Raw genomic sequence first — 13,573 nt, 5'->3', positions numbered from 1 at the left:
GAGGAATTTTAGGTGAAGTATTGAATTAGGGTCGACGGTTAACACGCTGATATAATTCTATTTCAGCGCCTTCAGTCCATGCTCCGCGAACATCGGCACAAGCGCACCGACCTCAAGCGCGCGTTTCGGGTTGGACGCATTCCCATCCAGTGCGCGCCGCAAAACCCCCTGGATGATCGCGGCCATGCGGAAGAAACAAAACCCAAGGTAATAGCCGAAGTCGTCGATCCCGTCCAAATTGCGCCGCGCACAGTAGGATTCAATAAAGGCCGCGTCCGATGGCAGGCCAAGGCTGGCCCGATCCACACCCTGCAAACCACGCCCTTCGCGCCCCGCAGGCAGTTGCCACTGCATGATGACCGAGGCGAGATCGGCAAAGGGATGGCCGATCGTGCTCAGTTCCCAATCCAGCACGGCGAGGCATTTTGCGCCCTCGGCCTCAAAGATCATGTTGTCGATCCGGTAATCCCCATGCACCAGCGTGCGCTGGCCGTCATCTTCGGGCATCTCGTCCACCAGTCGCTGCATCAGCGTGTTCATCGCCGGCAGATCCTCGGTTTCCGAGGCGCGGTATTGTTTCGACCAGCGCCCCACCTGACGTGCAAGATAATGCCCGGGCGGGCCGTAATCGGACAGGCCGACCGCATCAACATCCACGTCATGCAAGGCCGCAAGCACGCGGTTCATATCATCCACAACCGCGCCACGCATGTCGGGGCTGACCCCGTCCATCGTGGGTTCGTTAAAGTTGCGTCCTGCCACGTGGTCCATCACATAGAAATCCGACCCGATCACGTCGGTGTCCTGACACAGCACATGCATCCGCGCCACGGGCACATCCGTGTCAAACAGCGCCCGTTGCACGCGGAATTCGCGATCCACCGCATGGGCGGATTTCAGCAACTGCCCCGGCGGTTTGCGGCGCAGCACATAGTTGCCCGCGCCTGTCTTCAGCAGAAAGGTCGGGTTGGACTGGCCCCCGTCGAATTTCACCGCTTTGACCGGCCCGTCAAAGCCCGGAAGTTGGTCTGTCAGATAGGCTGCAACCGCAGCGGTATCCAGTTGCTGTGCGTCAGTCATGTCCACTCCCAAAGTCTTGCGCCAGCGCGCGGCCTGCGTCTTGGTATTCCTGTGCGATACGGTCGACGAGGGCCGAAACCGGCCCGATCGACTTGACCGCCCCGATGCCCTGCCCCGCACCCCAGATCGTTTTCCACGCCTTGGGCTTGGACGATCCGGAGGAAAAGTTCATCGAAGACGCATCCGCCTCTGGCAGGTTGTCCGGATCAAGGCCCGCCGCTGTGATCGAACCGCGCAAATAGTTGCCCCAAACCCCTGTGAACAGCGAGGAATAGACGATGTCCTCGGCCCCGCTGTCGGCCACCATCTGTTTGTAGTCGGCTTGGGCATTGGCTTCCTCCGTCGCGATAAAGGGCGAACCGACATAGCCGAAATCCGCCCCCACCGCGCGCGCCGCCAACAGCGATGCGCCAGTAGCAATCGCGCCGGACAGGGCCAGCGGGCCGTCGAACCATGCGCGGATCTCGCGCACCAGCGCAAAGGGGGATTGCTGCCCCGCATGCCCGCCCGCACCGGCTGCGACCGCCACCAACCCGTCCGCGCCCTTGGCAATGGCCTTGCGCGCAAACGTGTTGTTGATCACGTCATGCAGCACAAGGCCGCCACAGGAATGCGCCGCCTCGTTTACCTCGACCCGCGCACCAAGCGATGTGATCCACAACGGCACCTTGTGGCGCACACAGATGTCCAGATCACGCTCCAGCCGCGTGTTCGACCGATGCACAATCTGGTTGACCGCAAAAGGTGCCGCAGGCCGGTCGGGGTTTTCCTGATTGTGCCGGTCCAGCGCCTCGGTGATCTGCGTCAGCCACGCGTCCAGCAAGGGCGGCTCGCCCTCGCCTTCACGTGCATTCAGCGCGGGAAACGACCCCACAATTCCGGCCTTGCACTGCGCAATCACCAGTTCGGGAACCGAGATGATGAACAAGGGCGCCGCGATCATGGGAATGCGCAACCCTTGCAACACCTCTGACAAGGATCGCGCTTCAGTCATGGCGAACCGCACCTTTCTTTTGGCCAAAAATACTGCCGCCGGAGGCTCCCGCCCCCACGACATACACCACGCTCACAATACCTCGAACAGGCCGGCAGCCCCCATGCCGCCGCCCACACACATGGTGCACACCACATAGCGCACACCGCGCCGCTTGCCTTCGATCAGCGCGTGGCCAACCATGCGCGCGCCCGACATGCCATAGGGGTGGCCGATCGAAATCGCGCCGCCGTTCACGTTCAGGATGTCGTCGGGAATGCCCAGCTTGTCGCGGCAATAAAGTACCTGCACCGCAAAGGCCTCGTTCAACTCCCACAACCCGATATCGTCCATTTTGAGGTTATGCGCTGCCAAGAGCTGCGGCACCGCAAAGACAGGGCCGATCCCCATTTCGTCCGGTTCGCACCCCGTGGCCCAGACGCCGACACAACGACCCAGTGGCGACAGGCCCTTTTGCTCGGCCATCTTCGCTTCCATTACCACGGCGGCGGACGCCCCGTCGCTGAGTTGCGAGGCGTTACCAGCGGTTATGAACTCACCCTTGGCGATGTGGATGCCATCGGCAAACACAGGGTTCAGCCCCGCGACATTCTCGTAACTGGTGCCGGGACGGTTGCCTTCATCCTTGCTCAGCGTGACCTCGCGGTCTGAGATTTCCTTGGTCTCGCGGTCCTGCACTTTCATCACGGTCGACAGCGGCACGATCTCGTCATCGAACCTGCCCGCCTCTTGCGCGGCGGCGGTGCGGGCCTGCGATTGCACGGCATAGTGGTCCTGCGCCTCGCGGCTGATACCGTAGCGCGCGGCGACCGTTTCGGCGGTTTCCAACATGGTCATGTAGATTTCGGGCTTATGCTCTTTCAGCCAAGGATCGCCATGCACGCGCATTTGCTGGGTCTGCACCAGCGACACGCTTTCGCCGCCGCCGCCCACAACCACATCCATGCCGTCATGGATCACCTGCTTGCTGGCCGCGCCGATCGCCATCATGCCCGACGCGCACTGCCGGTCAAGGCTCATCCCGCCTGCGGTCACGGGCAGACCCGCGCGCAGCGCCGCTTGCCGTGCGATGTTGCCGCCCTGATGGCCCTGCTGCAAGGCGGCGCCCAGCACCACATCCTGCACTGCGCCGCCTTCCAGTCCGGCGCGCTCCACGGCGGCCTTGATCGCGTGTCCCGCTAGGGTTTGCGGCGTGGTGGCGTTGAATGCCCCGCGATAGGCCTTGCCGATGGGGGTACGGGCGGTTGAAACGATGACAGCGTCACGCATGGGTCGGTCTCCTCTTCCTTTTTCGGCCGTAGGCGACGCGTCAAAGCGCGGTGCGCGGCCTGATATTTTCCGCCGGATGAGGGCGGATCAACTGTTACCAGTCAAGCTTGATGCCCTTGGCCTGCGCGGCGCGCAGCGCATATTTGCGCGTCTGGGCAAAGGCGTTTTCGAGATCTTCGGCCCCGTCACTGTCGCTGATCGTGGCCCAGTTCGCGGCCACGGCTTCGGGGGTGATGTCTCCTTCGATCATGGTGCCATGGGTTTCGCGGATCTGCGTCACCGCGAATGTGCCCGCCCCTGCGGACAGGATCGTACGGCTGGGCGCATCCTGCGACAGCAGGAACAGAACACCGGGGGTGATCGTCTCGGGCCCCAGCAGGTCAAGCGCGGCTTGCGGCAACAAGTCTTCGGTCATCGCTGTCGCGGCCGTGGGGGCCAGCGTGTTGATGCGGATGTCATCGCGCGCGCCTTCAAGGTGCAACACATTCATCAGCCCGACCATCGCGGCCTTGGCGGCCCCATAATTCGCCTGACCGAAATTGCCATAAAGGCCCGAGCCCGACGCTGTCAGAACGATCCGCCCATAGCCCTGCGTGCGCATGATCGGCCAGACCGCATGACAGCAATTGGCCGAGCCGATCAGGTGCACGTCGATCACGCGGCGAAAGTCGGCCATGTCCATCTTGGCAAAGGTCTTGTCGCGCAGGATGCCCGCATTGTTGACCAGCGCGTCGATGCGGCCCCAACGGTCCATCACCTGCGCCACCATGTCTGCCACTGCGTCCGCGTCGGACACGTCGGCATTGTGGGCCATGGCTTGCCCGCCTGCGGCCTCGATCTCGGCCACGACAGCTGCGCCGCCCTGCCCCACATCGTTGACCATCACGCGCGCGCCGCTTGCCGCCAGCCCGAGCGCATGACTGCGCCCCAGACCCGCGCCCGCACCGGTCACGATGGCGACCTGATCGTCAAAGCGGATCATGGTCTAGCCCTCCAGCGCGGCGCGGAACAGGTTGGGGCCGGTCATCACTTGGATGCCGCCCGACACGGGCAGCACCGCACCGGTCAGATAGGCACCGCCCATGCCGCACAGGAACTGCATGCAGCCCGCGATATCCTCGTCCCGCCCGACACGGCCCAAAGGCACATCGGTGCCGACCTTTTCGCGCATGTCCTCATCGGCGGTGGCAAAGGCGGTCATCTTGCTGACAAAGGGGCCCGGCGCGATGGCGTTGACCGTGATGTGATGCGGAGCGAGTTCCTTGGCCATGATCTTGGTCATGTGCAGCACCGCCGCCTTGGAGGCCGCGTAGGAATAGGCCCCGTCGCCCATCGCCGCCTCACCCATGACCGACCCGACATTGACCACGCGGGCCGGATCGTCCGCTGTGCCGGTTTCCATCAGGATGGGCAGCAGCGATTGCGTCAGATGGAACAGGCCCGCGACGTTCACATTCATCACCTTTTCCCACGCCGCATGGGGGAACTGGCCCATGGGCGCGCCCCATGTAACGCCGGAATTGTTCATCAGGATGTGCAGTTTGTCCGTGCGCGACGTGACCTCGGCCACCAGTGCTTTGATGCCTTCTTCGCTCCCGACATCGCCTGCAAACCCTTCGACCGACTCCGGGCCTTCCATCGCGTTCAGCTCTGCCGCGACGGCCTCGCAAGCGTCGCCCTTGCGGCTGGCGATCAGAACCCGCGCCCCTGCCATCATCAGGCCCGTCGCGGCCATGCGCCCGATCCCCGTTGCGCCGCCTGTGACAAGCGCAACCTTACCATGCAATGAAAACAGTGTGTTAGGGTCCATCGTTCACTCCTCCTATCGGTGCTGCGGGTGTGCCGGTGGCGATTGCACGGCTTTACACGCAGTCGTTGTTCTGCTCACGTTGCCCGCAAAGGCAGGCGTCGTGCACCCTTGCCGTTACGTCACAACCGAAAGGATCACCCATGCATGCGATGCTCAGCAAGACCTCTGGCGGACCCGAAACCTTGGAATGGACCGAAGCACCGGACCCCACACCCAAGCCCAAAGAGGTGCGCATCGCGGTCAAGGCGGCGGGCGTCAATTTCCCTGACACGCTGATCATTCGCGACCTCTACCAGATCAAACCGCCGCGCCCCTTTGCCCCGGGCGGCGAAGTGGCAGGCGTGATCGACGCGGTCGGTGATGCGGTCGAAGGGTTGTCCGTGGGTGACAACGTGATCGCCATGACGGCCTTTGGCGGGTTCACTACCCACATCTGCGTGCCCGCGGCAACCTGCCTGAAGATGCCCGAGGACATGCCTTTTGACGAGGCGTCTTGTTTCGTCTTTACATACGGAACGTCCCACTACGCGTTGAAAACACGCGGGGAATTGAAGTCGGGCGAGACACTGCTGATCCTTGGTGCCGCGGGCGGCGTGGGCGCTGCCGCGATTGAGTTGGGCAAGGCCGCAGGCGCGCGTGTGATCGCCGCCGTGAGTTCCGAAGAAAAGGCCGCCTTTTGCAAAGAACTCGGCGCCGACGCGACCGTCATCTACCCCCGCGAGATGGACCGCGCGACGCAAAAGGAACTGTCCAAACAGATCAAGGAGATCGCCGGACCGGATGGTGTGCATGTTGCCTATGATGCCGTGGGCGGTGATTATGCGGAGCCTGTGATCCGCTCCATGGCGTGGGGCGGACGGTATCTGGTGGTCGGCTTTCCCGCCGGTATCCCGTCAATCCCGCTGAACCTGACGCTGCTCAAGTCCTGCCAGATTGTCGGCGTGTTCTGGGGGGCATCGATCTATCGTGATCCCGAAGGGCACATGCAGAACATGCACGAACTCTTTGATATGTATCAGAAAGGTCTGGTCAAGCCGCACATCTCGGCCCGTTTCGAGATGACCGACGCGGCGCAGGCGCTAAAGCTGATTTCCGACCGCAAAGTGCTGGGCAAAGTTGTGCTGACCGCGCCATAACGCGCGCTATAGGTGGTCGAGGTGGCGGGTTTCATTGAAGCCGCGCACGACCATCCGGTCGCCCGACACCACCAGACGACTGATGGACCCGTTTGCCGCACCTAGAAAGGCAAACGGCTCTGATCCCGTTGCGATGGCCAGCGCGGCCCCGATCACCCCGCCATGGACAAAGACGGCGACCTGTTCGTCCGCGTGCGCTTGTGCAATATTTTGCAACCCACGCCGAACCCGCGCAAAGAAATCAGCGCGCGCCTCGGCCTGTGGAATGGCCCCCCAATCCTGCCGTTTCACCACCTCCAGATAGGTCGGATCCTGCGTCGCGGCCTTGATCCGGTACAGACCCCCGTCCCATTCCCCAAGATGCACCTCGTGCAGATCGGGGTTCTCAATCGGAGTCAGCCCCAGATGCGCGGCCAGTGGCGCAGCGGTCTGGTGCGTACGGACCAGTTTGGTGACATAGATCGCGGCAAAGGGTTCTTTCTTTAGCCGTTCGCCTACGGCGATGGCCTGCACCTCGCCCGCAGGGTGCAAAGGCGGATCGCCATGGCCGTCTTTCATAGGAAAGTTGACGCCGGCCCGTGCCGCAGCACTTTCGCCATGGCGGATTAGGTACAGATCGGCCGCACCTTGGGGTGGCGTATATCTTGGTTGGCGGTATTCTTGATCCATAATACAGCCTTATAAGCCGGAGCGACGCCGTTGACCAACCGCCAGATCACCATCGCCTCGTTGCCCGAAGCAAAGCTGGGCGTCGAACATTTCGCGCTTGGCACCGCGCCGATGCCGGTCCCTGCCGAGGGTGAGGTGCTGTTGCGCACCATACTGATGAGTATTGACGCTGCGAACCGTGCATGGATGCAGGGCGCGACCTATCGCGACCCCGTCGCCCCGGGCAATCCGATGCCCACCTATTCGATCTGCCAAGTGGTGCAAAGCAACTCGGACCGGCTTGCCGTGGGGGACATCGTGGGGGCGGATGCCGTCTGGGCCGACTATATCACCCGCCCTGCCCGCAAGTTGCAAAAGCTACCCGCCATCCAGCCCCTGTCAAACCTGCTGAGCGTGTATGGCATTGCCGGAAAGACCGCCTTTCACGGGTTGCTGCGCATTGGTGAACCGCTGGCGGGCGAAACCATCGTGGTCAGCGCCGCGGCAGGATCGGTCGGCGGGCTGGTTGGGCAGATCGGCAAGGCGCTTGGCTGCCGCGTGGTCGGCATCGCAGGCGGACCGGAAAAATGCGCCTATGTCACCGATACACTCGGCTTTGACGCCTGCGTCGATTACCGCGCCGACAATCTGTACAAATCCCTGCGCAATGTGTGCCCTGCCGGAATTGACGTCTATTTCGACAATGTGGGTGGCAAAACACTCGAAACGCTGCTGGCGCTGATGAACGAAAAGGGCCGCATCGTCTGCTGCGGCGCGATCAGCCAGTATGAAACCGACACGCCCGTCGGCCCGCGCAACCTGCCTGCCGCGCTGATCATCAAGCGGTTGCGCATGCAGGGCTTTATCGTGATGGACTACGCTCAGGACGATGCCAAAGCGACGCGCGCCCTGAGCGCGTGGGTGAAATCGGGGCAGATCAAGGTGGCCGAGGATATCGTCGAAGGGCTGGAAAACGCACCTTCCGCCCTTGTCGGGCTGCTGAATGGCGACAATTTCGGCAAGCGAATCGTGCGCGTCGCAGAGGATCCGGCATGAGTATCGACGCCGCCTATGACCAGTTGCACGCGCAGATCGGCCAAGAGGTCGGCGTGTCAAACTGGATTACGGTCGATCAGGACATGATCGACCAGTTCGCCAAAACCACCCATGACGACCAGTGGATTCACATCGACCCAGACCGCGCCGCGCGCGACACCGCCTTTGGCGGCACCATTGCCCACGGGTTCCTGACGCTCAGCCTTGCCAGCCGCTTTGCCTATGACTGTTTTCCCTTGTTGGATGGGCAAACCATGGGCATCAACTACGGCTTTGAAAAGCTGCGCTTCCTCTCGCCCGTGCGCCCCAAGGACCGCGTGCGCGGGCGTTTCACGCTGATCAGCATCAAGCGGCGCACGCCCACCACTCTCCTCCGCGAGACGAAACTGACCATCGAAATCGACGGGCAGGACACGCCAGCACTGGTGGCCGATTGGCTTGGTCTGGCCGTGTTTGACGATCCTGCTTAACGCCACACTGGACAGAACGGGGGGCAAGCCGCTAACACCATGGCAACACAAAGGTATTTTCCATGTCCTCAGTTCTTGTTTTAAACGGCCCCAACCTGAACCTGTTGGGCACACGTCAGCCCGAGATTTACGGCCACACGACGCTCGCCGATGTAGAAGCGATGTGCGTGGCCCATGGCGAGGCGCGCGGCGTGCATGTGACCTGCCGTCAGTCCAACCACGAGGGCGCTTTGGTCGATGCGATCCACGCCTCGCGCGGCACTTTTGACGGGATTGTTCTGAACGCAGGCGCCTATACGCACACGTCGATTGCGCTGCATGACGCGATCCTGAGTGCTGAAATGGCCGTGGTTGAACTACACCTGTCCAACATCCACGCACGCGAGGCGTTCCGCCACAAAAGCTTTATCGCGCCGGTGGCCGTGGGCATGATCTGCGGCTTTGGGGCGGCGGGCTATACACTGGCCATCGACGCCCTGCTCGGACATATCGGGGGCGGAACGTGAAAAGCTTTCTCCATCGCATGTCGAACTGCCAGACCATCGAAGAGCTGTGGGAATCCCATACGCGCAAGATGGAAGAATACGGGTTTGACAGGCTGATCTACGGCTTTACCCGCTACCGGTCGGGAAACTCGCTGGGCGACCCCGAGGATTTCATCATCCTGACCAACCACGACCGTGAATATTCCGATATTTTCATGGGCGAACAGCACTATGTCCACGCCCCCATGGTTAACTGGGCGCTCCATAACGAAGGGGCGTGCAGCTGGGGCATTCTGGCCCAGATGCATTCAAGCGAAACGCTCACCCCCGCCGAACGGCGCGTGCTGGAATTCAACTACTCCATGGGCGTGACGGCAGGCTATACAATCAGCTTCAAATCCGTCTCTGCCCGCTCCAAAGGGGCCATCGCGCTGACCGCCAAACGCGGCATGACACAGGAAGATGTGGACGCGATCTGGGAAAAACACGGCCGCGACATCCACCTGATGAACAATGTAGCGCACCTTAAAATCCTGACCCTGCCCTATACGGCCCCGAACCGCGCCCTGACCAAGCGCCAGCGCGAGGCGCTGGAGTGGGTTGGCGACGGCAAAACGATGCAAGATATTGCAATCATTATGGGCCTGACCTCGGCCACGGTGGAAAAGCACCTGCGCCTCGCGCGCGAAGCGCTGGCGGTTGAGACCACTGCCCAAGCGGTTTTGAAAGCCGCATTCGCTAACCAGATGTTCATCCTCGAAGCGTAAGCGCACCGCTCAGATTGTGCGCCCGACGTGCGGGCCAGCGCCTTGGCCCTTCCCGCAGAATCACACCTGCAAATTCGCGCAAATACAACAGGCCAAACTGCCCCCCGTAGGCGTGATTCCCTCCAAATCCACCACTAGCACGTGAAAAAAGCCACAAAAATGCGTGCAACCTTGCGTCAGAAGAAGTTTTTATCATCGGGTATGGAATCCCCCACTTCCAAATCGCCCTCAAAATGCGGCATTGTATGCGTGTTCCGTGAGTGGTGGCTTTAGCCAGGGAGCAGCGGGAAGGACCCTTTGGAATTACAGAGGCACTCCAGCCCGACCGGTCTATCCGGAGCCGACTCGCCTGTGTATTGATCCGCAGGTGGGTCGGGTTTTACCGCACCTTCAATGTCTCATCCCCGTGGCAGAGGGTGCGTGCACAAAAGGGCGGGATTCCAGTCCCAAGGCAATCCCGCCCCGCTGCAATTCCCGTATAATATCCGACCCTTACAATCCGGCATGCCGTTCGGACCGAGGGACCAACCCCTCCCCTTCTTTTGGCCAAAAATACTGAAATCCCGTATTGGCCACCGGCGCTGCGATCGCCAATTCAGAACGGCACGAAACAGATTTCCAAAATGAAATATGTCGTCGCGCCAGCGTCCTTTGGATCACAGTTGATCAACCACGCCCGAAGCACGGACAAAAAAACGGCGCACCCGTCAGGGCACGCCGTTTCAAATTTACTCAGTGGGTAAGGCTTAGGCCTTACCGACTTTCGCAACTTCGGCTGCGAAGTCTTCTTTTTCCACTTCAATGCCTTCGCCAACTTCCAGACGGGCAAAGCCTGTGATGGTCGCGCCGGCTTCTTCTGCAGCTTGTGCCACGGTCAGATCGGGGTTCACCACGAAGGACTGGTTCAGCAATGTCACTTCAGACATGTACTTTTTCATCCGGCCAACGATCATCTTCTCGATCACGGCTTCGGGCTTGCCGCTTTCGCGCGCGATGTCCATCTGGACCTGCTTTTCCTTCTCGACCACGGCCGCGTCCAGATCAGCTTCGGACAGCGAGGCGGGGTTCACAGCGGCGATGTGCATCGCAACTTGCTTACCGAACGCTTCGTCACCACCGTCCATGGCAACCAGCACGCCGATTTTGCCCATGCCGGGCGCGGCTGCGTTGTGCACATAGGACACGACGTTGCCGCCGGTCAGCTTGGCCATACGGCGCACGCTCATGTTTTCGCCAATGGTTGCGATCTTGTCTGTGACGACGTCCGCAACGGATTTGCCGCCCATGTCAGCCGCTTTCAGCGCCTCGACATCGTCCGCGCCAAGCGCGACAGATGCGATACCGGAAACCATTTGCTGGAACTCGGCGTTCTTGCCGACAAAGTCGGTTTCCGAGTTCACTTCGACCGCGACACCTGTGCCACCGTCGACGACAACAGCGACCAGACCCTCTGCCGCGGTGCGGCCGGATTTCTTCGCTGCTTTGGCAAGACCTTTGGTGCGCAGCCAGTCGACTGCCGCTTCCATGTCGCCATCATTCTCTGTCAATGCCTTCTTGGCATCCATCATGCCTGCGCCCGTGCTGTCGCGCAGTTCTTTGACCATTGCTGCTGTGATTGCCATGTTTTGGCTCTCCTCAAATACGTGGTGATAGCGCAGGGTGCGTACACCCTGTGCTGTATCAACTTCGTGACAGGGCTTAGCCTTCGGCTTTGGCCACGGTCTCTTGCTTGGATTCCAGATCCAGCGGCGCGTCCTTGGACATGGCGTCGTTGGTCACTGTTTCTTCCGACGCGTTGCCGACTTCGACACCGGTGCTTGCGGGCGCAACAGCTTCTTCAACAGGTGCTTCTTCCATTGCACCCAGATCAACGCCAGCCGCACCCAGTTGGGCGCTCATGCCGTCAAGTGCTGCGCGGGCTGCCAGATCGCAGTAGAGTGCAATCGCACGTGCCGCGTCGTCGTTACCTGGAATGATGTAATCCACACCATCGGGCGAGCAGTTAGTGTCAACCACGGCCACAACCGGGATACCCAGTTTGTTGGCTTCGGCAACGGCCAGTGCTTCTTTTTTCACGTCGATGACGAACAGCAGGTCGGGACGACCGCCCATTTCGCGGATACCGCCAAGGCTGGCTTGCAGTTTGCTCTGGTCACGTTCCATGCCCAGACGCTCTTTCTTGGTCAGGCCTTCGAAACCGATCTCGGACTGCTCGTCGATGGACTTCAGACGGTTGATCGACTTGGAAACCGTCTGCCAGTTGGTCAGCGTGCCACCGAGCCAGCGGTGGTTCATGTAGTACTGCGCGCATTTCTCGGCGGCTTCGGCCACAGGCTGAGCAGCCTGACGCTTGGTGCCAACGAACAGAACGCGGCCGTTTTTCGCAACGGTGTCGCGGATGGCTTGCAACGCCTGATCCAGCATAGGAACAGTTTGCGTCAGGTCCATGATGTGGATGCCATTACGCGCGCCGTAGATGAACGGACCCATACGTGGGTTCCAGCGCTGTGTCTGGTGGCCAAAGTGTACGCCTGCTTCAAGCAGTTGGCGCATGGTGAACTCGGGAAGAGCCATGTCTTTTCCTTTTCCGGTTTTCGCCTCGTTCGGGGGTGCAGCGTGTTCCATCATGGAAATTGCCAACCGGTGGACTGACAGGGATGTCTCCCCCATAAGCCCGCCCCGAACTGCGGATTGAATGAGGGGGCCATAGGGGATTGTTTCGGGGATGGCAAGGCGTTTGGCGCGCTTAATCGCCGAGATCCGCGATGGGGCGTGCAAAATCCCCCCGAATGGCGCGCTTACCCGATGTTTGACAGGCAGAACACGCGAATACGGTCCTTCGCGGCTGTAAACCATCCTTCCCTTGTCTTGTCACGGCGTGCATGGTTTTCAGGGCCAATGCCGTGCCCCCGACTGCGCACGCGCACCGCACTTTCAGGAGGACCCGCGTGCAAGAGATACTCGACACCATTGCGGCAGAGATCTTTGAACAGGACGACTGGGGGCAGACGGCACAGTATATTCCCGAACTCGCGGGCGTCGATCCGCGCCAGTTCGCGATCAGCGTCTGTCTGGCCGATGGCCGTCTGATCAGCGCCGGTGACGCGACCAAGCCGTTCTCGGTACAAAGCATCACCAAGGTCTTTGCCCTTGTTGCCGCCCTTGGCCGTGTCGGTGACCAGTTATGGGGCCGTGTGGGGCGCGAACCGTCCGGCACGTCCTTTGACTCGGTTGTCCTGCTGGAACGGGAAAAGGGCCGCCCGCGTAACCCTTATGTGAACGCAGGCGCGATTGTGACGACAGATGCGCTGTTGTCGGGGCGTCAGCCCAATATGGCGCTGGCCGAGATCCTCGGCCTGATCCGGCACATGTCGGAATGCGAGGACATCTATATCAACGAAAACGTCGCCGCCTCGGAACAGGAAACCGGTGCGCGCAACAAGGCGCTGGCCTATTACCTCAAGTCCCACGGCAATTTGGACAATGACCCCGAACTGACCCTTGGCACCTATTTCCACCAATGCGCTATCGAGATGTCGACCGACCAACTTGCCCTCGCGGGGCGTTCACTGGCGGGGCTGAAGGACGCGCCCAAGGTGCTGTCACAACAACGCGCACGGCGGGTGAATGCACTGATGATGACCTGCGGGCATTATGACGGGTCGGGCGATTTCGCCTTTCGCGTCGGCCTTCCGGGCAAAAGCGGTGTCGGCGGCGGCATTCTCGTGATCGCGCCGCATGTCGCGTCGATCGCGATCTGGTCGCCGGGGTTGAACCGCTATGGAAACTCCCATGCTGGCACCCGTGCGGCGACGATGCTGTCGGATATGACCGCATGGTCGGTGTTCTAGGCCTGCA

At 61.2% G+C, this 13,573-nt stretch carries 14 protein-coding genes; 6 read left to right on the top strand and 8 right to left on the bottom strand.

Going from position 1 to position 13,573, the window contains the following annotated elements:
* Positions 1-57: 57 nt before the first annotated feature.
* The 5 genes from AC6GQJ_RS02435 to AC6GQJ_RS02415 form a co-directional block, all read right to left on the bottom strand.
* A complete protein-coding gene (locus AC6GQJ_RS02435; protein ID WP_500771415.1) occupies positions 58-1,080 on the bottom strand; it encodes a phosphotransferase family protein in 1,023 nt (340 codons plus the stop codon).
* Complete coding sequence (locus AC6GQJ_RS02430) at positions 1,073-2,074, bottom strand: NAD(P)H-dependent flavin oxidoreductase (RefSeq protein ID WP_500771413.1); 1,002 nt, start codon at positions 2,072-2,074, stop codon at positions 1,073-1,075. Before AC6GQJ_RS02430 ends, AC6GQJ_RS02435 begins: the two co-directional genes overlap by 8 nt.
* Before the next feature lie 72 nt (positions 2,075-2,146).
* On the bottom strand, positions 2,147-3,343 hold the full coding sequence (locus AC6GQJ_RS02425; RefSeq protein ID WP_500771411.1) for an acetyl-CoA C-acyltransferase: 1,197 nt from the start codon (positions 3,341-3,343) through the stop codon (positions 2,147-2,149).
* Between the two features lie 94 nt (positions 3,344-3,437).
* Positions 3,438-4,325, bottom strand: a complete 888-nt coding sequence (locus AC6GQJ_RS02420; RefSeq protein WP_500771409.1) for an SDR family NAD(P)-dependent oxidoreductase — start codon at positions 4,323-4,325, stop codon at positions 3,438-3,440.
* 3 nt (positions 4,326-4,328) lie between these two features.
* Positions 4,329-5,153 carry an SDR family NAD(P)-dependent oxidoreductase gene (locus tag AC6GQJ_RS02415; RefSeq protein WP_500771407.1) on the bottom strand — a complete coding sequence of 275 codons (825 nt, stop codon included), beginning with the start codon at positions 5,151-5,153 and terminating at the stop codon, positions 4,329-4,331.
* Positions 5,154-5,293: 140 nt separating this feature from the next.
* Between AC6GQJ_RS02415 and AC6GQJ_RS02410 the strand changes: the two genes are divergently transcribed.
* Entirely contained in the window at positions 5,294-6,289 is a 996-nt protein-coding gene (locus AC6GQJ_RS02410) for an NADPH:quinone oxidoreductase family protein (RefSeq protein WP_500771405.1), read from the top strand.
* A gap of 6 nt (positions 6,290-6,295) precedes the next feature.
* Here the strand turns inward: AC6GQJ_RS02410 and AC6GQJ_RS02405 are convergent, their stop codons facing one another.
* Positions 6,296-6,958, bottom strand: coding sequence for a histidine phosphatase family protein (locus AC6GQJ_RS02405; protein ID WP_500771403.1), 663 nt, complete (start codon positions 6,956-6,958; stop codon positions 6,296-6,298).
* Positions 6,959-6,988: 30 nt separating this feature from the next.
* Here AC6GQJ_RS02405 and AC6GQJ_RS02400 point away from each other — a divergent pair, with 30 nt between their 5' ends.
* The 4 genes from AC6GQJ_RS02400 to AC6GQJ_RS02385 all read left to right on the top strand — a co-directional run bounded on the left by AC6GQJ_RS02400 (position 6,989) and on the right by AC6GQJ_RS02385 (position 9,715).
* Positions 6,989-7,993 (top strand): NADP-dependent oxidoreductase, encoded by a 1,005-nt coding sequence (locus AC6GQJ_RS02400; protein WP_500771401.1) that lies wholly within the window; start codon positions 6,989-6,991, stop codon positions 7,991-7,993.
* Complete coding sequence (locus tag AC6GQJ_RS02395) at positions 7,990-8,463, top strand: MaoC family dehydratase (protein ID WP_500771399.1); 474 nt, start codon at positions 7,990-7,992, stop codon at positions 8,461-8,463. Before AC6GQJ_RS02400 ends, AC6GQJ_RS02395 begins: the two co-directional genes overlap by 4 nt.
* Before the next feature lie 62 nt (positions 8,464-8,525).
* Positions 8,526-8,969, top strand: a complete 444-nt coding sequence (gene aroQ, locus AC6GQJ_RS02390) for a type II 3-dehydroquinate dehydratase (RefSeq protein WP_500771397.1) — start codon at positions 8,526-8,528, stop codon at positions 8,967-8,969.
* A 17-nt stretch (positions 8,970-8,986) separates the two neighbouring features.
* On the top strand, positions 8,987-9,715 hold the full coding sequence (locus AC6GQJ_RS02385; RefSeq protein ID WP_500773781.1) for a LuxR family transcriptional regulator: 729 nt from the start codon (positions 8,987-8,989) through the stop codon (positions 9,713-9,715).
* Between the two features lie 746 nt (positions 9,716-10,461).
* Here the strand turns inward: AC6GQJ_RS02385 and tsf are convergent.
* Both tsf and rpsB read right to left on the bottom strand, forming a co-directional pair.
* Complete coding sequence (gene tsf / locus AC6GQJ_RS02380; RefSeq protein ID WP_500771395.1) at positions 10,462-11,337, bottom strand: translation elongation factor Ts; 876 nt, start codon at positions 11,335-11,337, stop codon at positions 10,462-10,464.
* Positions 11,338-11,413: 76 nt separating this feature from the next.
* Positions 11,414-12,289, bottom strand: a complete 876-nt coding sequence (gene rpsB / locus AC6GQJ_RS02375) for a 30S ribosomal protein S2 (protein WP_500771393.1) — start codon at positions 12,287-12,289, stop codon at positions 11,414-11,416.
* A 374-nt stretch (positions 12,290-12,663) separates the two neighbouring features.
* On the opposite strand from rpsB, the gene AC6GQJ_RS02370 reads away from it, so the two are divergent.
* Positions 12,664-13,566 (top strand): glutaminase, encoded by a 903-nt coding sequence (locus AC6GQJ_RS02370; protein WP_500771391.1) that lies wholly within the window; start codon positions 12,664-12,666, stop codon positions 13,564-13,566.
* Positions 13,567-13,573: the final 7 nt, after the last annotated feature.

This window comes from Tateyamaria sp. 7Alg 36, assembly GCF_059882455.1.
The sequence above is the reverse complement of the archived record's forward strand: the minus strand, read 5'-3'. Positions and strand labels throughout refer to the sequence as shown.